The 18736-nt window shown below is 65.0% G+C and carries 20 protein-coding genes; 11 read left to right on the top strand and 9 right to left on the bottom strand.

All coding sequences use genetic code 11. The features are described from left to right. The first annotated feature begins 44 nt into the window (after positions 1-44). From ACWDTF_RS21560 to ACWDTF_RS21520, 9 genes are all read left to right on the top strand, one after another. Positions 45-1247 (top strand): acyl-CoA dehydrogenase family protein, encoded by a 1203-nt coding sequence (locus tag ACWDTF_RS21560; protein WP_355278733.1) that lies wholly within the window; start codon positions 45-47, stop codon positions 1245-1247. 262 nt (positions 1248-1509) lie between these two features. Further along, positions 1510-2871: a sugar ABC transporter substrate-binding protein gene (locus tag ACWDTF_RS21555; protein ID WP_449755046.1), complete on the top strand. Its 1362-nt coding sequence runs from the start codon at positions 1510-1512 to the stop codon at positions 2869-2871. Continuing rightward, positions 2868-4463 (top strand): sugar ABC transporter ATP-binding protein, encoded by a 1596-nt coding sequence (locus ACWDTF_RS21550; protein WP_449755045.1) that lies wholly within the window; start codon positions 2868-2870, stop codon positions 4461-4463. The genes ACWDTF_RS21555 and ACWDTF_RS21550 overlap by 4 nt, the downstream gene beginning before the upstream one ends. Before the next feature lie 3 nt (positions 4464-4466). Continuing rightward, positions 4467-5489: an ABC transporter permease gene (locus ACWDTF_RS21545; RefSeq protein WP_355278725.1), complete on the top strand. Its 1023-nt coding sequence runs from the start codon at positions 4467-4469 to the stop codon at positions 5487-5489. Positions 5490-5509: 20 nt separating this feature from the next. After that, a complete protein-coding gene (locus ACWDTF_RS21540; protein WP_449755044.1) occupies positions 5510-6883 on the top strand; it encodes an LLM class flavin-dependent oxidoreductase in 1374 nt (457 codons plus the stop codon). Between the two features lie 200 nt (positions 6884-7083). Further along, complete coding sequence (locus tag ACWDTF_RS21535) at positions 7084-8070, top strand: FecCD family ABC transporter permease (RefSeq protein ID WP_449755043.1); 987 nt, start codon at positions 7084-7086, stop codon at positions 8068-8070. Continuing rightward, positions 8067-9164, top strand: a complete 1098-nt coding sequence (locus ACWDTF_RS21530) for an iron chelate uptake ABC transporter family permease subunit (RefSeq protein ID WP_433256064.1) — start codon at positions 8067-8069, stop codon at positions 9162-9164. Before ACWDTF_RS21535 ends, ACWDTF_RS21530 begins: the two co-directional genes overlap by 4 nt. Beyond that, entirely contained in the window at positions 9161-10042 is an 882-nt protein-coding gene (locus ACWDTF_RS21525) for an ATP-binding cassette domain-containing protein (RefSeq protein WP_433256066.1), read from the top strand. The genes ACWDTF_RS21530 and ACWDTF_RS21525 overlap by 4 nt, the downstream gene beginning before the upstream one ends. Continuing rightward, positions 10039-11034 carry an ABC transporter substrate-binding protein gene (locus ACWDTF_RS21520; RefSeq protein WP_355278714.1) on the top strand — a complete coding sequence of 332 codons (996 nt, stop codon included), beginning with the start codon at positions 10039-10041 and terminating at the stop codon, positions 11032-11034. Before ACWDTF_RS21525 ends, ACWDTF_RS21520 begins: the two co-directional genes overlap by 4 nt. Positions 11035-11065: 31 nt before the next feature. Here the strand turns inward: ACWDTF_RS21520 and ACWDTF_RS21515 are convergent, their stop codons facing one another. Next, positions 11066-11704, bottom strand: a complete 639-nt coding sequence (locus ACWDTF_RS21515) for a DedA family protein (RefSeq protein ID WP_355278712.1) — start codon at positions 11702-11704, stop codon at positions 11066-11068. Between the two features lie 233 nt (positions 11705-11937). On the opposite strand from ACWDTF_RS21515, the gene ACWDTF_RS21510 reads away from it, so the two are divergent. After that, positions 11938-12990, top strand: coding sequence for an alpha/beta fold hydrolase (locus ACWDTF_RS21510; RefSeq protein ID WP_240860195.1), 1053 nt, complete (start codon positions 11938-11940; stop codon positions 12988-12990). Between the two features lie 182 nt (positions 12991-13172). Here the strand turns inward: ACWDTF_RS21510 and truA are convergent, their stop codons facing one another. The 8 genes from truA to infA all read right to left on the bottom strand — a co-directional run bounded on the left by truA (position 13173) and on the right by infA (position 17981). After that, the gene (gene truA, locus ACWDTF_RS21505; protein ID WP_374247444.1) at positions 13173-14081 is read right to left on the bottom strand and encodes a tRNA pseudouridine(38-40) synthase TruA; all 909 of its coding nucleotides are present in this window, start codon (positions 14079-14081) and stop codon (positions 13173-13175) included. 22 nt (positions 14082-14103) lie between these two features. Then, a complete protein-coding gene (gene rplQ / locus ACWDTF_RS21500; RefSeq protein WP_355278708.1) occupies positions 14104-14760 on the bottom strand; it encodes a 50S ribosomal protein L17 in 657 nt (218 codons plus the stop codon). Between the two features lie 60 nt (positions 14761-14820). Then, entirely contained in the window at positions 14821-15873 is a 1053-nt protein-coding gene (locus ACWDTF_RS21495) for a DNA-directed RNA polymerase subunit alpha (RefSeq protein ID WP_240860199.1), read from the bottom strand. A gap of 93 nt (positions 15874-15966) precedes the next feature. Next, positions 15967-16572: a 30S ribosomal protein S4 gene (rpsD, locus tag ACWDTF_RS21490; RefSeq protein WP_240860201.1), complete on the bottom strand. Its 606-nt coding sequence runs from the start codon at positions 16570-16572 to the stop codon at positions 15967-15969. A 22-nt stretch (positions 16573-16594) separates the two neighbouring features. Next, positions 16595-17002, bottom strand: a complete 408-nt coding sequence (gene rpsK, locus ACWDTF_RS21485; protein ID WP_124710627.1) for a 30S ribosomal protein S11 — start codon at positions 17000-17002, stop codon at positions 16595-16597. Beyond that, entirely contained in the window at positions 17002-17370 is a 369-nt protein-coding gene (rpsM, locus tag ACWDTF_RS21480) for a 30S ribosomal protein S13 (RefSeq protein ID WP_006338093.1), read from the bottom strand. The genes rpsK and rpsM overlap by 1 nt, the downstream gene beginning before the upstream one ends. A 197-nt stretch (positions 17371-17567) precedes the next feature. Next, positions 17568-17681: a 50S ribosomal protein L36 gene (gene rpmJ, locus ACWDTF_RS21475; protein ID WP_005207978.1), complete on the bottom strand. Its 114-nt coding sequence runs from the start codon at positions 17679-17681 to the stop codon at positions 17568-17570. A gap of 78 nt (positions 17682-17759) precedes the next feature. After that, positions 17760-17981 (bottom strand): translation initiation factor IF-1, encoded by a 222-nt coding sequence (infA, locus tag ACWDTF_RS21470; RefSeq protein WP_005170487.1) that lies wholly within the window; start codon positions 17979-17981, stop codon positions 17760-17762. Positions 17982-18263: 282 nt separating this feature from the next. Here infA and ACWDTF_RS21465 point away from each other — a divergent pair, with 282 nt between their 5' ends. Next, positions 18264-18734, top strand: a complete 471-nt coding sequence (locus ACWDTF_RS21465; RefSeq protein WP_449755042.1) for a variant leucine-rich repeat-containing protein — start codon at positions 18264-18266, stop codon at positions 18732-18734. Positions 18735-18736: the final 2 nt, after the last annotated feature.

The following is an 18736-nucleotide window of genomic DNA, read 5'->3' as shown; positions in this document are numbered from 1 at the left end:
CTGAATTGTTCGCGCGCACCGAACAGCTACAGAGGAGACCACAGATGACCCAGGTTCAGGCGTCGCAACTCGACATCGCCGCGTTCCCAGAAGTACTCGACCGCGTTGCCGAGGGCGCAATCGCTCGTGAACTCGACAATGTCAACCCTTTCGATCAAGTCCGCGACATCGCTGCGGCCGGCTATGGCAAGCTCCGGCTGCCCGTCGAGCGCGGCGGTGCAGGCTACTCCCTCCGTGAACTGTTCTCCGCCATCATCGATCTCGCGGCCGCCGACCCGACCGTCGCCCACATCTACCGCACCCACTTCTGGCTCACCGAGGAGTTCCTGGCCTCGCAGTCGGAGAACGCAGGACGCTTCCTCGACCTGATCGCCGACGGCAAGGTGTTCGGCAATGCCACCAGCGAGCGTGGCAGCAAGGCGGCCGGCGACTTCCAGTTCACCACCACGCTGGCTCCGGTCGACGGCACCGAACGCTTTGTCCTCAACGGCGAGAAGTTCTACACCACCGGGACGCTATTCTCCGACTACGTGAGCGTGTGGACGGTCAAGGGCACCACTCTCACCTCCGTCGTCATCCCTACCGATCGCGACGGTGTCGAGATCCTCGACGATTGGGACGGCTTCGGACAGCGTCGAACCGGCTCGGGTACAACACGATTCACGAACGTCGCCGTGTACCCCGAGGACATCCTCCGCGAAGTGCCGCTCGACGAGACCCAAGCGCCGTCCACCCAGGGAGCATTCGTCCAGTTGTACCTGCATGCGGTGATCGCGGGCATCCTGCGGACCGTCGTCGCTGACGCCAAAGCACTCGTCGAAGGACGCACACGCAACTTTGCACACGCCACCTCGCCGATCCCGGTGGAAGACCCGTCGCTGCAACAGGTGGTCGGAGAACTCGCCGCGCTGGCCTTCGTCACCGAGAGCACCGTACTGATCGCGGCCGAATCCCTCGATGCGGCAGCTGATTCCGCCGTCGATGGCGTTCAGGATCCGAAGTTGGCACAAGCTGCGGCGCTGGCGGCGTCGAAGGCGAAGGTGGTGCTCGACGAGATCGGCACGCGCGCAGCGACTCTGCTGTTCGAAGCGGGCGGGGCGTCGGCGTCGAGCCGCAGCAAGGACCTCGACCGGCATTGGCGGAACATCCGGACCATCACGCTGCACAACCCCGCTCGACTGAAGGCGCAGGCCGTGGGCGCGCATGTGCTCCTCGGGCAGGATCTGCCGGCGAACGGGTACTTCTGAGTTCGATTCCAGTGGTGGACGCGGGCTCGCCGCCTACACCCGCTCCCTGAGGTGCTCGAGGCGCTAGCCGAGAGCCTCGAAGGGCACGGTGAGTGACGTCGCCAGGCCTTCGAGGCTCGTCGCTTGCGCTCCTCACACCTCAGGCAGCGGATGGGGGCTTGGTGACGTGACGTCACCAAGCATTCGAGGCTCGCCGCCAGCGCTCCTCGCACCTCAGGCAGCGGATTCAAGTCACTTCACATGACAAGGCAGACAACACGATATGTCCAATGATATCGACGAACGCGATCCTGACAACCGGCGTGCCATCGACTCGGTGCTCGAGCGACTCGACACCTATGGCCTTGGGCGACGGCAGTTCATCAAACTTCTGGCGGGCAGCACCGCGGCACTCGCGGCGGGTGGGGCGCTCGCGGCGGTCGGGCGCAGCGAAAGCCATTCAGGTGCAGTCGCGTACACCGACGGCCAGTTCGCACTGTTGAACTGGTCGTCGACCGGCGACTACCAGGTGCAGTGGGCCAACGCCTACAAGGCAGCGGCCAAGCAGCTCGGGTACAAGCCGGTGGTGCTCGACGGCAAGAGCGACGCGGCCGTGCAGTCCAATCAGTTCAATCAGCTGCTCACCCAGAAGACCACGGCGATCTTCGTCGGGCTCAACGACGCCGGGGCGTTGCCGACGCTGGCGCAGGACGCCAACCGCAGCGGGGTGCTGTTCCAGGCTGCCTGGAACGCACCGTCGTGGTACACGCCTTGGGAGAGTGACCAATACGGCCCCAACTACAACTCGTTTCTGATCCCCGACGAGTACGACTCGGTCGGCAAGGCGGTCGACGTGCTCGCCAAGCGGATCGGCGAAGAGGGCACCGTGGTGCGGGTCGGCGGCTTCTACCCGTCCATCGACGGACTCGAGGCACAGCGTCGCCTCGCCGTGCACCACACCCTCGCGAAGTACCCGAAGATCCGGTTCGCCGGTGAGCTGCACGCCAAGTACGACGCGGACCTGTCCCAGCGGGCCACCACCTCGCTGCTGACCCGCTACCCCGACACCGTCGGCATCGTGGCAGTCAACGACGATGCAGCGACCGGTGTGGTCGCGGGAATCGAAGCAGCCGGCAAGGTACCCGGCAAGGATGTGTTCGTGGTGGGCGCCAACGGGTCCACCGCAGGTATCGAACGCGTCCTCAACGGCCGTCAGCTCGTCACCACCGGCAATGTGCCCGCGTATCCGTCGTTCGTGACGATCGCGCAGTTCCACGATCGGCTGCGCGGCTGGCGGCCCGAACCGGCAGAGCGCATGTACGGATGGCACGCCGAGATCATCACCCGCGACAACGTGGAGAAGTTCAAGGCACGCTACGTCGACCAGCCGATCGGCCAGTCCTTCGACGTGAAACTGTTGTCGCGCACCGAACATCCGAACGACTTCGACCTGCAGTTCGACGCCTACCCGATCGAGAACCTCGACAAGGTGTGGCCCGGCATCGACAAACCCGAGGGCTTCACCTATCCCGAGCCCTACCTGCAGGCCCAGCGCAACGGCGACTACGACCGCATCCGTGCGCTGTACCGCGACCACTACCGCTATCCGGTCCTCGGACCGTCACCGTACGGAAGGACGGCATGAGCACCACCACACCACGACTCGAGGTGCGTGGCATCGTCAAGTCCTTCGGCGCCAACCGCGCGCTCAAGGGTGTCAACCTGGCCGTCGGCGACGGTGAGGTCGTCGGACTGATCGGCGAGAACGGCGCCGGGAAGAGCACCATCCTCAACATCGTGTCCGGTGTCCTGCCCTATGACTCGGGCAGCATCCGTCTCGACGGTGAGGAGATCGCTCCCAAGACCTACCAGGAAGCCAACCGGCTCGGCATCTTCCGAGTCTTCCAGGACGCCAACCTGATCGACAAGCTCACCGTCTACGAGAACACCTTCTTCGGCTGGGAGAAGCTCTTCCGTAGCCGTGGACTCCTGAATCGCAAGGCACTGATCCGGGCGACCGACGACGCTCTCACCGCCGCCGACATCGACGGGCTCGACGCACGCACACCCACCGGGCAACTGTCACCCGGCCAGAAGCAGAGCCTCGACATCGCGCGCGTGATCGCGCTGGCACGCAAGCTCGAGATCGAGCGTCCGGTGGTCCTTTTCGACGAGCCGACGACCGCGCTCGACCACGAGCACGAGGACAATTTCCTCCGTCTGCTCGAGCAACTGCGCGGCGAGGCCGCCGTGGTATTCGTCTCGCATCGGCTCCCCGAGATCCTCGACACCACCGATCGCATCACCGTGTTCAAGGACGGACAGTCGATTGCCGACCGTCCCACCGCGGGCGCCGACGAAACCGAACTACACCGACTCATGGTGGGCCGGGTGCGGACGGAGAACTACTATCGCGAGGGCGCACAAAAGGTCATCGACGTCGGCAAGCCACCGCGGCTCGTGGTCGACGGTGTGGCAGGTGCGGACGTCCTGCGCGAGGCCACCTTCGAGGTTCGGCCGGGCGAGATCTTCGGTCTGGCAGGCACCGAGGGATCGGGGAAGCGGGTGCTCGGCGAAATCATCGCGGGCGCCGTTCCCCGGGCGTCGGGCACCGTGACCGTCGATGGCGTGACGATCGACGGCGGCGTCGCACAGCACGTCGCAGCCGGCATCGCCTACGTGCCGCCGGATCGCGCCGACAAGGGACTCATCACCGGCGCATCCATCGTCGACAACCTCCAACTCGCTTCTCTGCACGATACTTTCGCGACCCGGCGGGTCGGGCTGTGGGCCGTCGGCCGGGCACGCAAGGTCGCCCACGAGTACGTCGACAGCCTCGGCATCGTCACCGAGAGCATCGACGCATCGGTGTCGTCGCTGTCCGGCGGCAACGCCCAGAAAGTGTTGCTGGCCAAATGGTTACTGCGACGCCCCGACATTCTCGTGCTCGACGCCCCCACCCAGGGCGTCGACACCGGCGCCCGCGAAGGCATCTACGACCTCCTCCGCGCGGCCGCGTCCGACGGCACCGCGATCGTCCTCGTCTCCGACGACCTCCCCGAACTGATCGGCCTGTCGCATCGGATCGGCGTCGTCACCAACGGCCGGCTCGTCACCGTCGTCGACGCACCCGCCGACGCCAAACCGGCCGAGCATGACCTTGTCGCCCTGATGATCCCCGGCACGCCGACCTCCCCCGAACTCACCACCCACAACCTCACGACCGCGAACGGATGACACGTGACCACCGAAGCCCAGCGCACCTCGTCGCTGCCCCAACTGACCGTCCCATCTCGCGACGACCTCGTCGCACTCCTACGTAGGCCGAATGTCGCCCGTGACGTGTTGCCGTTGGTCGCCCTCATCGCGTTGATCGCCTACTTCTCGCTGCGGGAGGAGGCCTTCTGGAGCCCGGCCAACTTCGCGCTGATCAGCGGTCAGGCCGGCATCCTGCTCCTCGCATCACTCGGCGCCACCCTGGTGGTGATCGCCGGCAGCATCGATCTCTCGGTGGGTTCCATCGCGTTGCTCACCGGCACCGTCATCGCCTACCTGATCCGGGAGGGTGTCAGCAATCCCGCTCTCGCCATTGCCATCTCGGTCGGTGTCGGCGCCGTGATCGGTCTGCTGAACGGAGTGGTGTTCGCGTTCGGCCGGGTGCCGTCGTTCATCGCGACGCTGGGCACCCTCTCGCTGTTCGCCGGCATCGCACTGACCATCCTCGAAGGCTCCACGATCAACTTCACCGACACCGCTATCCGCAATCTCGCTGTCGGACAATTGATCCCGAATCTGCAGAACGCCGCCCTGATCGCACTCGTGGTGCTGGGCATCGTGTGGTTCATCTCGCGCCGCACCCGGGTCGGTCTCTACACCTACGCCGTCGGCGGCAACGAACGCGTCGTCGAACTCGCCGGCGTGTCCACCCGACGGGTCAAGGTGTTCGTGCTGGTGATCTCCGGGATCACCGCCGGACTCGCCGGGCTCCTGTTGACCGCGCAGCTCGGTGCGGCGGGTCCGACTCTCGGTTCGACGATCCTCCTGGACTCGGTGGCCGCCATCGTCATCGGCGGCACCGCGCTGTCGGGCGGTGTCGGGAGCGTCGGACGCACCGTCCTCGGCGTACTCATCCTGACCGTACTGTCCAACGGCCTCAACCAGATCGGCGCCGCCGACTACACCCAGACCATCATCAAGGGTCTCGTCATCGTTGTCGCGGCCGTGTTCACCATGGCCTCGCAGCGCAAACTCATCGTCAAGTAACACCACGTCAGGAGACAACCATGACCAAGCCACTGCGCTTCTCCGCGTTCGTGATGAACACGACTTCCCATATTCTGCAGGGCCTTTGGCGCACCCCGGACGCCCGGCAAACCGACTTCAACTCACTCGAGCACTGGGTCGGGCTGGCCAAGGAACTCGAGCGCGGCAAGTTCGACTTCATCTTCTTCGCCGACGTCGTCGGACTGTACGGCGACTACGACGGCGGCTATCGCAAGTACGTCGAGGCCGGCCTGCAGATCCCCAGCAACGACCCGTCGGTGATCGCGTCGGCCATCGCCTACAACACCACCGATCTCGGCATCGCCATCACGAGTTCTGTCCTACAAGAACATCCGTTCAACTTCGCGCGCAAGATCTCCACGCTCGATCACGCGTCGAACGGCCGGATCGCCTGGAACATCGTCACGAACGGACTGTCGAACGCGTCGCGCAACTTCGGGTACGACGACCTCGAAGAGCACGACGAACGCTACGTGTGGGCCAACGAGTACGCGGATGTGGTCTACAAACTGTGGGAGGGGTCGTGGGACGACGACGCCCTTCTGCAGGACAAGCAGCAGGGCCGTCACGGCGATCCGGACAAGGTGCACAAGATCTTTCACGAGGGCAAGCGCTACCGCGTGGAGGGACCACACCTCGTCGCGCCGTCCCCGCAACGGACGCCGGTCCTCTTCCAGGCCGGATCGTCCACCGCCGGTCGCGAATTCGCGGCACGCAATGCCGAAGCACAGTTCATCATCTCCCCGAGTCCGGGGGCCGCCAAGATCCTGGTCGACGACACGCGCGGCCGGTTACCATCCTATGGTCGTGATCCGCACGACCTCACGCTCTTCCAGGGCCTGCATTTCGTCATCGGCAGCACCGAGGAGGAGGCGCGCCGCAAGGAGGCCGAGCTCGAGGACAACATCGACCTCGACGCGATGATCGCCCACCTGTCCGGCGCCATCGGCATCGACTTCGGCAGCCACCCCCTCGACACCCCGCTCGGCGCCATCGAGACCGAGGGCATCCGCAGCGTCATCGACTGGGTGCGGGAATCCGTCGACGGACGTGAGGCGACGATCGAAGATCTCGGCAGGCTGCAGGGCCGCAATTCACGCGTCGTCGGCACACCCGAACAGATCGCCGACGAACTGCAACGGTGGCGCGATGCCGGAGTCGACGGCATCAACGTCGTCAACGCGACCATTCCCGGCAGCTACACCGACTTCATCGACCATGTGACTCCCGTGCTGCAGCAGCGTGGTCTGGCGCAGACCGAATACGCGCCGGGGACAACACGCGCGAAACTGTTCGGTGGCGACCGACTCAACGACCGGCATCCCGCAGCCCAGTACCGAGGAGCGTTCACGCAGGTCCCGAGCACCGTGTAGGCGTCGCAGCGTGCTCTGATCCCGTTGGTGCCGCGTACTGATGTGACGAAAGTGACGCACTGACAGGTGTGCCTAACCTACACTGGCGAGGGCACCTGACCATGCGAGCGAGCAGTGCGGAGGCGCCTTTGACCGTCGGCACGGCGGAGTCCGCCACACCCTCTGAGTCCGCGGATCCCACGCCGCCGTGGTGGAAGACCATGTCGCGCTTCGGCATTCTGCTGATTCTCGTCGCACTGCTGGCGGTTCTGGTGCTCGTCGGGTTCTTCGTGGGGTCGGGCGATTACACCATCGCCGACGCCTGGAACGCGCTGTGGAACACCGGCGACCCGACGACCCTCGAGGTCATTCGCAACAACCGGGTACCTCGGACCATCCTCGCGGCACTCGTCGGCGCAGCGCTCGGTCCGGCCGGCGCGATCATGCAGGGCCTGACCCGCAATCCGCTCGCCGATCCAGGCATCCTGGGCGTCAACTCCGGCGCGTACTTCGCCATGATCGTCGGCACGGTCGCCTTCGGCATCTACTCCACCAGCGGATACGTCGTATGCGCGATGATCGGCGCCTTTCTGGCCGCAACGCTCGTCTACTTCGTCGGGTCGCGCGGCGTCAGCGGCGCGAGCCCGGAGAAACTGGTGCTCACCGGTGTCGCGGCTGGGTCGATCTTCAGCGGCATCGGCTTCGGACTCACCATGATCAACCCGAAGTCCTTCGACGCGGTCCGCTCCTGGCAGGTCGGCACACTCGACGGACGCAACTGGTCTCAGGTCGACATCGTATGGATCCCGATCTGCGTCGGCGTGCTGGCCGCCATGTTCCTGATCCCCTACCTGAACGGGCTGGCCCTCGGCGACGACCGGGCGCTCGCGCTCGGCATCCCGGTCGGACGGGTCCGGCTGGCCGGATTCGTCATCGTCACTGTCCCGTGCGGCGCGGCCACCGCCGCGGTCGGGCCGATCACCTTCGTCGGGCTGATGGTGCCGCAGGCCGTGCGCATCCTGTTTGGCCCGGACAACAAGTGGCTGCTGCCGGTGAGTGTGGTCGTCGGACCCATCGTGATGGTCGGCTCGGATCTGCTGGCGCGCGTGCTCACTCCGAGCGAACTGCCTGTCGGGATGGTGACCGCATTCATCGGTGCGCCCGTACTCATCGCACTGGTCCGGCGCAAGCGGGTGTCGGAACTATGACCCTCACCCGCGAACCCGAACACAGCGCCGCGTCGGACACCGCACGCTGGCCACGCCGGATCAGGTTCGTACGGTTCGGCGGCATCAGCCTCAAGGTGGATCTGGCCGCGCTGGCGATCTCGGTGGTCGTCGTCGTGCTGGCGCTCGCGGTCGGCGTGTGGTCGCTGGGTGTGAGCACGACGTCGAGCCCACGCGTCGGGTTCGTCGAAACACTGCAGGTCCTCGCCGGTCAGGTGTCGGGACGCTCGGCGGATCTCGTGGCGGCGGCGCTACCCGCCGTCGTCGTGGCGCTGCTCGGTGGTGCGGCACTCGCGTTGTCGGGCGCCATCTTTCAGACCATCACCCGAAATCCGCTGGGCAGCCCCGACATCATCGGCTTCACCACCGGCGCCAACACCGGCGCATTGATTGCCATGCTGCAACTGCATCTCGGTGTCAGCGCCGCCACCATCGGCGCGATGATCGGCGCGCTGGCAACCGCGTTCGCCGTGTGGTTCCTCGGCATGCGCGGCGGGACAAGCGGATACCGGTTCGTGGTGGTCGGCATCGGCATCAACGCCATGCTCGTCGCGTTCAACGGCTACCTGATCTCGGTGGCGAACGTGCAGAACGCCGCCTCGGCGGCAGCGTGGGGCATGGGCAATCTGCGCGACCTGACGATGAAAGACACCATCCCGCTGATCGTTTCGCTGATCATCCTGGTGCCGCTGCTGACGGTGGTCGCACCGCGGATGCGGATGTTCGAACTCGGCTCAGACTCGGCACGCAGCAAAGGTGTCGACATCGACCGCACGCAGATCTACCTGCTGCTTCTCGGCGTCGGATTCGCCGCGGTCATCACCGCGGTCGCCGGTCCGATCGCCTTCGTCGCGCTGGTCGCACCGCAACTCGCCGCCCGACTCTCCCCCAGTCCCGGTATCCCACTGGTGGCCTCGGCTGCGGTCGGTGCCGCCCTGCTGGTCAGCTGCGATGCCATCGCCCGCACCATCCTGGCGCCGGATGTGCAACTGCCCGTGGGCGTCGTCACCACGTCGGTCGGCGGGATCTATCTGCTCGGACTGCTCTTCGTCCAGTCACGGAAGGCGACGCCATGACCGATGCCCTCACCGGCAGACTGACCGGGTCCGGACTCGAGGTCGGCTACGACGAGCACACCATCTTGTCGGATCTGGACGTCGTGATGCCCGACGGTTCGTTCACCGTCATCGTCGGGCCCAATGCGTGCGGGAAGTCGACGCTGCTGCGCACGTTGTCGCGACTGCTGGCACCGAACGCGGGCGAGGTGGTGCTCGACGGACGCAACGTCGTCGCCTACAAGGGAAAGGAATTCGCCCGCGAGGTCGGACTGCTCCCCCAGCAATCGATTGCGCCCGACGGCATCTCGATCATCGACCTGGTTTCCCGCGGACGCTTCCCCTACCAGAAGATGTTCCGGCAGTGGACCGACGACGACCAGGCGGCAGTCGATTTCGCGTTGCAGGTCACGCGGCTCACCGATCTATCGCAGCGAACCGTGCAGGCACTGTCGGGCGGTCAGCGTCAGCGCGTGTGGATCGCGATGGCGCTCGCCCAGCAAACCCCTATCCTGCTGCTCGACGAACCCACCACCTACCTCGACCTCGCCCATCAGATCGAGGTCCTGGAACTCTGCACGACGATGAACCGCAGTGGCACAACGCTTGTCGCTGTTCTCCACGATCTCAACCAGGCCGCACGGTACGCCAGCCACATCATCGCCATGCGCAGCGGCGAGATCGTCGCCCAGGGACCACCCGCGGACGTCCTCACTGCGGACATGGTGCATGAAACCTTCGGCGTGCGGTCGCGGATCATCAACGACCCGGAAACCGATACGCCGCTGGTGATTCCGCTGGGCACCGGGGCGGTGTCCTTCGACGCGGTGCCCGGCGACACCGCATCGCTTCGCGAGCGCACTCCGAAACCCACGCCATCGACAAAGGAGTCACGATGAGAAGATCGACGTTGATCACCCGACTGCTCGGCATCGGGATGATGCTCGGCCTGGTGATCGCGCTGGGCGGGTGCATTCAGACCGACACCACCGAGAATCAGGTGTACTCCGACCCGTCGTCGACTCCCGACCTCGGACTACCGGACTCGCCACGAGTGGTCGCACTGGGATGGTCGGACGGCGAGATCGCGCTGGGGCTGGGCGTCAAGCCGATCGCCATCTACGACTGGATGTCCTTCGGCGCGGACACCAAGGGCGTCGGATCGTGGGCATCGGCCCAATTCGGTACGGACACTCCGACTCTCATTCCCGCAGCCAGCGCCGGCGACTTCAACTATCAGCAGATCAAGGAGCTGAATCCCGACCTGATCCTCAACGTCCGCGCCAAGGCCGACTCCAAGGTCACCGACAGCCTCAAAGAAATCGCTCCGGTGGTCACCGCACCCGAGGGCGCACCCGACTACGCAGTGAACTGGAAGGTGCAGACGACGCTGATCGCCAACGCCCTCGGCAAGCGCGACGAAGGTCAGGCGCAGATCACCAAGACCACCGACCTGCAGAACCAGATCAAGACGGCCAACCCCGCCTTCGCCGGCAAGACATTCAACTGGGGAGCCAAGTTCGGCAGCGCCTACGGCGCCTACCTGCCGGGCGACGCCCGCTTCGACACCTTCGCCGAACTCGGCTACGTCCAGTATCCACCGGTCAAAGACCTTCAGGCGCAAGGCTTCTTCGCGGCCGTCCCGGTAGAGAAGGTGTCGGCGCTCGACTCCCAGGTGGCGGTGTTCACCACCATCAGCCTGCCGTTCTCCGCACTGCAGAACGATCCGCTGATCAACTCGCTACCGGTGACCCGCGACGGCCGCGCCATCGAACTCCCCGAAGACGATCCCATCGTCCAGGCGATGGGAGCCGGCACCCCCGGGTCGCTGTATTTCGCGCTGCAGCAGATCACGCCGAAGCTCGCGGCGGCGACAGCGAAGGTGACCTGACCGCGACGGCCCCACGTCGGTCGGGCGCACGTCAACCAGCGGTATGCGACCTTTCCGCGTCGACCGTGCGTCGCGACTGATGCCAGCGTCGGGCCAGGTGAATGAACGTCGGGACGACGATCGTCACCACCGAGGCGATGATGAACACCTCGATGTTGTCGCGGATCAACGGAACGTTCCCGAGGAAGTAGCCGAGGAGGATGATCCCAGCCGCCCAGGCGAAGCTGCCCAGCACGCTGAACAGGGTGAACAAGCGGTACGACATCCCGCTGAAGCCGGCCACGAGCGGCGTCAACGTACGGACGATGCCGATGAACCGTCCGAAGAACACCGTCAGCGGACCGAAACGGTCGAAGTAGGCGTGGGTGCGTGCGACGTACTCCGGGCCGATCGTGCGCATCATCCGCCCCTCGAGAACCCTCTTGCCGAAGTAGCGGCCGATGAAGTAGCCGCATTGGTCGCCGATGATCGCGGCGATCGGAACGGCGACGCAGAGCAGCCACAGCGGAGCGAACGGGTCGGGCTGGGCGGCGAACACGCCGGCGGTGAACAGGACCGAGTCGCCGGGAAAGATGAAACCGATCAGCAGACCGGTTTCGACGAAGACGAGGACGCACAATCCGATGAGCCCGGCGGTCGCCAGGAAGGTGTCGATATCGAACGGATTCATCGACCCCAGCCTAGCGTCGAACTGGGCTGGTCTCGGCTCTCACCTGGGCCGACGCGGTCGACAGCGAGAAATTCATCTCGAGTACACGGCAGCGTCGAACTCGGTGTCGCGTTAACTCGATGCAACATGTTGGGCGAATCGTCCCATGGTGGGGTTTACTCGGGGGTAAGGGCGACGCGGTGCGCGCCCGTACAGCCCTGTTCACGACGTCGTGAAGACCGAGGAGATCAACCGTGCCGACCAAGCCCTCGGGTCCGGTGTTGCGTCCCGTCAGTGACACGGACGTGCGCATCGAGTACCACACCATCCACGGATACCGCCGCGCCTACCGCATTGCGGGCAGCGGACCGGCGCTGCTGCTGATCCACGGGATCGGGGACAACTCGTCGACCTGGAACGAGGTAATCCCCATCCTCGCCCAGCACTACACGGTGATCGCGCCGGATCTGCTCGGCCACGGGAAGTCCGACAAGCCGCGCGCCGACTACTCGGTCCCCGCCTTCGCGAACGGTATGCGCGACCTCCTCGTCGTGCTGGGCCACTCGAAGGTCACCGTGGTCGGGCATTCGCTCGGCGGCGGCGTTGCCATGCAGTTCTGCTACCAGTTCCCGCGGTTCGTCGAGCGGCTGGTGCTCGTCGCCGCCGGAGGGGTCACACGCGAGGTCAATCCCGCACTGCGCTTCATCTCACTGCCGGTGGTACATCAGCTGCTGTCGGTGCTGCGGGTACCCGGCGTGATCCCCGGGCTCAAGCTGGCGGCCAAGGGGGTGGTCGAGGCGCCGCTGCCGTCGTTCGTCCCGAATGCGGCTTCCCCCAAACACCTCCTCATCGACCACGAGGACATGATGCGGGTGCTCGGCGACCTGGCCGATCCCAAGTCGTATGCGGCGTTCCTGCGAACGTTGCGCGCGGTCGTCGACTGGCGTGGGCAGTCGGTCACCATGCTGGACCGCTGCTATCTCACCGAACGGCTGCCGGTGCTGATCGTCTGGGGCGACGAGGATTCGGTGATCCCCTACCACCACGGCGAACTCGCGCACGCCGCGATTCCCCACTCGGACTTCGAAACCTTCGTCGGTTCAGGACATTTCCCGTTCCACGACGACCCGGAACGCTTCTGCCGCATCGTCATCGACTTCATGCAGCGCAACGAACCCGTGGTGTTCGACCCGCTCAACTGGCGGCACCTCATGACCGAGGGGCAGCGGCTCGACGAGTTCGTCGGGGACGACGAGACGGTCGAAGAAGTACTCGAGGCCATCGAGGACGAACGCAACGCCACCTGATTCGACGCGTGAGGCAACGGCCCGACGGCGAGCAGGCGGGCCATGGTGTGCCCAGATCCGAAAACCGCCCCTGATTTCCGCGCGGGGGTGTGCCGACGTTGCCATAGTGTCGACGGCGGCTTTGTCTCGGGCGGAAATCTGGGGCAGATTTCAGATGCGGTGGCCACAGCGCCGCATAGAGGTCACGCGCCGCAGCAGCCGCCGGCGCCGGTGTCGGTACGCACATCTCGGGTGATCGCATTGCGGGCGGCGAGTTCGGAATCATCCGGGTAATCGACGCCCACGAGGCACAGACCCCGCGCCTCGGCGACCGGAACCTTGCTGCTGCGTTCGGTTTCCGCGAGCAGTCCGCGGCACCAGTCGACGTCACGCCGACCATCCCCGACACTGGCGACCGCACCCACGAGCGACCGCACCATCGACCAGCAGAACGCGTCGGCGCTCACCTGGCCGACGAGCACCCCGTCGGCCTGCCGTGTCCACGAGAATCGCTGGAGGTCGCGGATCGTCGTCGCACCTTCCCGGCGACGACAGAACGCGGCAAAGTCGTTGAGCCCCAACAATGATGCCGACGCGGCGTTCATCGCGTCGACGTCGAGCGGCCGACGCCAGGCCGCGGTGATACGCGAGACGACCGGCTCGGCACCCCATCGTGCGTCGGTCAGCCGGTACTCGTAGTGCCGACGCAACGCGGAGAATCGGGCGTCGAAATCGGCACTGACGGTGGCGATCTCCTTGACGCGGACGTCGTTTGGCAGCATCTTGGCGAGCCGTCCGACGAGCAGTGACGGGTCGCCGGCGATGCTTCGGGTCTGCAACGCGGAGACGGGAATGTCGGTGTGGCAGACCTGTCCGGTCGCGTGGACACCCGCGTCGGTGCGACCGGCGACCGTGAGACGCACCGGGACGCGCAGCACCGTCGACAACGTGTCCTCGAGCATCGCGCACACCGTCCGCTGATCGGTCTGCCGCGCCCAGCCGGCGAAATCCGTTCCGTCGTAACCGACGTCGAGGCGTAAACGGATCATCTCGCTCCGCTCGGGACGACAGAACCCGCTGCCACCGACATCGGTGACAGCGGGTTCTGTCATGAATGCAGAGTAGCCCTACGGACTACTTCTTGTCGCCGTCCACGTCGACACCCTCGGCCTCGGCCTCGGGAGCGGTGGCAGCACTCGACTCGTCGTCGACGGCCTCGGCAACAGCTTCGGCGTTCTCGACAGCGGCGTCGTCGGCGTCGGCCTCAACGGCCTCCACGACGTTCTCCGGCGCCTCGTCAGACTCGGCAACGGCCTCTTCGGTCGCGTCGAGCTTCTCCTCAGCGGTGACATTCGCCCCGCTCGCTTCGCTCCCGGCGGCGGCCTTCTTCGAAGCAGCGACGCGAGTGGCGCGGCTTGCCTCGCTCGACGCGGTGGACTCACGCACCAGCTCGATCACGGCCATGGGGGCGTTGTCGCCCTTGCGGTTCAGTGTCTTGATGATGCGGGTGTATCCGCCGTTGCGATCGGCGAAGTGCGGGCCGATCTCGTCGAACAGCGTGTGCACGACGTCCTTGTCGCGGATCACCTTGAGCACCTCACGACGGTTGGCCAGCTTGCCGGCCTTGGCGTGGGTGATCAGCTTCTCTGCGTACGGGCGCAGGCGCTTGGCCTTGGCCTCGGTGGTGGTGATACGACCATGCTCGAAGAGCGAGGTGGCGAGATTCGCCAGCATCGCCTTCTGGTGGCTGGCCGACCCGCCGAGACGGGCACCCTTGGTGGGCTTGGGCATTTCTCTTCTCCTAGAAGAAACTCTCGGTCTCTCGACCGGAAGTCAGGGTTTGGGAGAGCCTTACAGCTGCTCGGTCTCTGCAAAATCCTCACCGGAGTCGGCGTCAAACGACGCGTCGTCCGACCACGTGCCGGTGGCGGGGTCGTAACCGGCGACCTGCGACGGGTCGAAGCTGGCCGGGCTGTCCTTGAGCGACAGTCCGAGCGCGTGCAGCTTGACCTTGACCTCGTCGATCGACTTCTGGCCGAAGTTACGGATGTCGAGCAGGTCCGACTCGGTCCGGGCAACCAGCTCGCCGACGGTGTGAACACCCTCGCGCTTGAGGCAGTTGTAGGAACGAACGGTCAGCTCGAGATCCTCGATCGGGAGGCTGAACGACGCGATGTGGTCGGCCTCGGCAGGCGACGGTCCGATCTCGATGCCCTCGGCCTCCACGTTGAGCTCCCGGGCGAGCCCGAAGAGTTCGACGAGGGTCTTGCCCGCGGACGCCAGCGCATCACGTGCGCTGATCGAGTTCTTGGTCTCCACGTCGAGCACGAGCCGATCGAAGTCGGTGCGCTGCTCCACGCGGGTGGCCTCGACCTTGTAGGTCACCTTGAGCACCGGCGAGTAGATCGAGTCGACCGGAATCCGGCCGATCTCGGCACCCGACGCCTTGTTCTGCACGGCCGGCACATAGCCGCGGCCCCGCTCGACGACGAGCTCGATCTCGAGCTTGCCCTTGTCGTTCAGGGTGGCGATGTGCAGATCGGGGTTGTGCACGGTGACACCGGCCGGGGGCACGATGTCGGCGCCGGTGACGGTGCCCGGACCCTGCTTACGCACGTACATGGTGACCGGCTCGTCCTCTTCGGAGCTCACCACGAGGCCCTTGAGGTTCAGGATGATGTCGGTGACGTCTTCCTTGACCCCGGGGACGGTGGTGAACTCGTGGAGCACACCGTCGATGCGGATGCTGGTGATGGCAGCACCCGGGATCGAGCTGAGCAGGGTACGACGCAGCGAGTTGCCGAGGGTGTAACCGAAGCCGGGTTCGAGCGGTTCGATGACGAACTTGGACCGGTCCTCGGCGATGATCTCCTCGGTCAGAGTGGGTCGCTGTGAGATGAGCATTTCGTGTTCTCTCCTTGTGGCCGACCGCTATTTGACGGCCTAGAAGGTGGACCGAAACAGCTGATGCTGCTCGGCGATTACTGATTCGAAGAACTACTTGGAGTAGAACTCGACGATGAGCTGTTCGGTGAGCGGCACGTCGATCTGAGCGCGCTCGGGCACCTGGTGCACGAGGATGCGCAGCGTCGACGGAACCACCTGCAGCCAGCCCGGAACCACACGATCGCCCTGGATTTCCTTGGCGATCTGGAACGGGACGGTCTGCAGCGACTTCGGACGAACGTCGATGATGTCGTACTGGCTCACGCGGTAGCTGGGCACGTCGACACGAACACCGTTGACGGTGAAGTGGCCGTGGGTGACCATCTGGCGGGCCTGACGACGGGTCCGGGCCAGGCCGGCGCGGTACACTACGTTGTCGAGACGGGTCTCGAGGATCTTCAGCAGCTCGTCGCCGGTCTTGCCGTTACGACGATTGGCCTCTTCGTAGTAGCGACGGAACTGCTTTTCCATCACTCCGTAGGTGAAGCGGGCCTTCTGCTTCTCCTGCAGCTGCTGCAGGTATTCGCTCTCCTTGATCCGCGAACGGCCGTGCTGGCCGGGCGGGTAGGGACGACGCTCGAACGCCTGGTCGCCTCCGATGAGGTCGACGCGAAGACGACGGGACTTCTTTGTTGCGGGGCCGGTATAACGAGCCATTGTTTATCTTCTTCCTTTCCCGCTAGACCCGACGCCGCTTGGGCGGACGGCAACCGTTGTGCGGCTGCGGGGTGACATCGGAAATGGTGCCGACCTCGAGGCCGGCAGCCTGCAGGGAGCGGATGGCGGTCTCACGACCCGAACCCGGTCCCTTGACGAACACGTCGACCTTCTTGACGCCGTGCTCCTGGGCCTTGCGCGCAGCGTTCTCGGCCGCGAGCTGAGCCGCGAACGGGGTGCTCTTGCGCGAGCCCTTGAAACCGACGTGACCCGACGACGCCCAGCTGATGACGTTTCCGTTGGGGTCGCTGATCGACACGATGGTGTTGTTGAACGTCGACTTGATGTGTGCGTTGCCGTGCGGGACGTTCTTTTTATCGCGACGGCGTGCGCCCTTCTTGGGGCCTGCGCTACGTGACTTAGGAGGCATTACTTCTTCTTCCCGGCGATGGTCTTCTTCGGGCCCTTACGAGTGCGGGCATTGGTCTTTGTGCGCTGTCCGCGGACCGGCAGACCACGACGGTGGCGCAGGCCCTGGTAGCAGCCGATCTCGATCTTGCGTCGAATGTCGGCCTGAACCTCGCGGCGCAGGTCACCCTCGACCTTCACCGAGGCTTCGATGTACTCACGCAGCTTTGCGACGTCTGCGTCGGTGAGATCCTTGGCGCGCAGATCGGGGCTGAGCCCGGTCCCCTCGAGGATCTCCTTGGAGGTGGTACGACCAACTCCATAGATGTAGGTCAGTGCGATCTCCAGCCGCTTTTCGCGGGGGAGATCCACACCAGCAACACGTGCCATGTGGCGTTTCCTGTTCTTCTCAGAGGTCTGCTCCTGGTCCGTCTCTCACTCTGCGGAAAGCTCCGGCCTCTGAACCGGAGGTGGGCGCCGACCCGTTTGTCGGTGCTGGTGCCAGGAGGGCTTCACAAGTCTTTGTTCAGCTCTGGTTTCTCGTATTCAGTTATGTGTTCTCAAGCGACCCGGAGGGTTGCGAGTGATCAGCCCTGACGCTGCTTGTGACGCAGGTTCTCGCAGATCACCATGACCCGACCGTTACGGCGGATCACCTTGCACTTCTCGCAGATCGGCTTGACGCTCGGCTGAACCTTCACGTCCGCTTCTCCTTGAATGTCCGGGCACGACAAAAGCCGGGCCCGTGCTGCCCTCACCCGTGTTCGGGAAAGGAAGTCTTACTTGTACCGATAAACGATGCGCCCACGACCCAGGTCGTAGGGCGAGAGTTCCACGACGACCCGGTCCTCGGGCAGGATGCGGATGTAGTGCTGCCGCATCTTGCCACTGATGTGGGCGAGAACCTTGTGTCCGTTCTCCAGCTCAATGCGAAACATTGCATTGGGCAGGGGTTCGATCACTCGACCCTCGACCTCGATGGCCCCGTCTTTCTTCGCCATGTCCTCCGCGATCCTGGCCTGAGTTACCTCTTGGCCGGGTTGAAACCGTGTTTATCCGTTAGGGTGTTGGCACGGTTGCTGACCGCACCATCGGCGCTGGTCCACACCGGAACCCACGTGAACACACGAAGGTATCCGGCACGGGAAGCGCACCGACGATCCATGTTACGCGAACTGCGAGAACAGGCCAAATGCGCACGTTCGTGCTGCCGTCGGATCGGGATCATTTCATCGAATGCGACGGGCAAGCGTCCGCTGCGTCGACTGGCCTAGTGTTGCGCCATGATCAACGACGTGGTCGCCCCGGTGCTGCCATATCTTGGTGTGGCCGCGTTTGTCCTCGTCGGCGTCTTACGCATCGTGAGCAGAGCAGGCCGAAGCCGCCGTGGCTTCGCAGCACTGAAAACCAACCAGCCATACATCCCGTCAGGTGCGATGCCGCCGGCACACCCGATCGATGTGCAGGTGGCCTCGGACCCGCGGACACTTCCGCAAACACTCGCCCAGATGGTCACCTACGCCCCCGCGCTCAGGCCATTTGTCGCCGCGAATCCGGCTACCGACCCTGCGTTGCTCCACTATCTCGGCTCGCTCGGCGATCCGGAGGTCGACCGGGCTCTGGCGACGCGAGGGCTGGGGCCGTCCGCACGCGAACCGGATGCGAGATGGCAGTTCGTACTCATCGGTGTAGGTGCGGCCGCCATCGCGATCCTGGTGTCGCTCCTCATTGCGTTGGTCGTCGTGGTGTTCTGAAC

The organism is Gordonia sp. NPDC003422, from assembly GCF_053588675.1.
The sequence above is the reverse complement of the archived record's forward strand: the minus strand, read 5'-3'. Positions and strand labels throughout refer to the sequence as shown.

What these genes read in the sequence shown, in the direction of transcription:
- ACWDTF_RS21560 (WP_355278733.1), top strand. Translation starts at nt 45, where the DNA reads ATGACCCAGGTTCAGGCGTCGCAACTCGACATCGCCGCGTTCCCAGAA.
- ACWDTF_RS21555 (WP_449755046.1), top strand. Translation starts at nt 1,510, where the DNA reads ATGTCCAATGATATCGACGAACGCGATCCTGACAACCGGCGTGCCATC.
- ACWDTF_RS21550 (WP_449755045.1), top strand. Translation starts at nt 2,868, where the DNA reads ATGAGCACCACCACACCACGACTCGAGGTGCGTGGCATCGTCAAGTCC.
- ACWDTF_RS21540 (WP_449755044.1), top strand. Translation starts at nt 5,510, where the DNA reads ATGACCAAGCCACTGCGCTTCTCCGCGTTCGTGATGAACACGACTTCC.
- ACWDTF_RS21535 (WP_449755043.1), top strand. Translation starts at nt 7,084, where the DNA reads ATGTCGCGCTTCGGCATTCTGCTGATTCTCGTCGCACTGCTGGCGGTT.
- ACWDTF_RS21530 (WP_433256064.1), top strand. Translation starts at nt 8,067, where the DNA reads ATGACCCTCACCCGCGAACCCGAACACAGCGCCGCGTCGGACACCGCA.
- ACWDTF_RS21525 (WP_433256066.1), top strand. Translation starts at nt 9,161, where the DNA reads ATGACCGATGCCCTCACCGGCAGACTGACCGGGTCCGGACTCGAGGTC.
- ACWDTF_RS21520 (WP_355278714.1), top strand. Translation starts at nt 10,039, where the DNA reads ATGAGAAGATCGACGTTGATCACCCGACTGCTCGGCATCGGGATGATG.
- ACWDTF_RS21515 (WP_355278712.1), bottom strand. Translation starts at nt 11,704, where the DNA reads ATGAATCCGTTCGATATCGACACCTTCCTGGCGACCGCCGGGCTCATC.
- truA (WP_374247444.1), bottom strand. Translation starts at nt 14,081, where the DNA reads ATGACAGAACCCGCTGTCACCGATGTCGGTGGCAGCGGGTTCTGTCGT.
- rplQ (WP_355278708.1), bottom strand. Translation starts at nt 14,760, where the DNA reads ATGCCCAAGCCCACCAAGGGTGCCCGTCTCGGCGGGTCGGCCAGCCAC.
- ACWDTF_RS21495 (WP_240860199.1), bottom strand. Translation starts at nt 15,873, where the DNA reads ATGCTCATCTCACAGCGACCCACTCTGACCGAGGAGATCATCGCCGAG.
- rpsD (WP_240860201.1), bottom strand. Translation starts at nt 16,572, where the DNA reads ATGGCTCGTTATACCGGCCCCGCAACAAAGAAGTCCCGTCGTCTTCGC.
- rpsK (WP_124710627.1), bottom strand. Translation starts at nt 17,002, where the DNA reads ATGCCTCCTAAGTCACGTAGCGCAGGCCCCAAGAAGGGCGCACGCCGT.
- rpsM (WP_006338093.1), bottom strand. Translation starts at nt 17,370, where the DNA reads ATGGCACGTGTTGCTGGTGTGGATCTCCCCCGCGAAAAGCGGCTGGAG.
- infA (WP_005170487.1), bottom strand. Translation starts at nt 17,981, where the DNA reads ATGGCGAAGAAAGACGGGGCCATCGAGGTCGAGGGTCGAGTGATCGAA.
- ACWDTF_RS21465 (WP_449755042.1), top strand. Translation starts at nt 18,264, where the DNA reads ATGATCAACGACGTGGTCGCCCCGGTGCTGCCATATCTTGGTGTGGCC.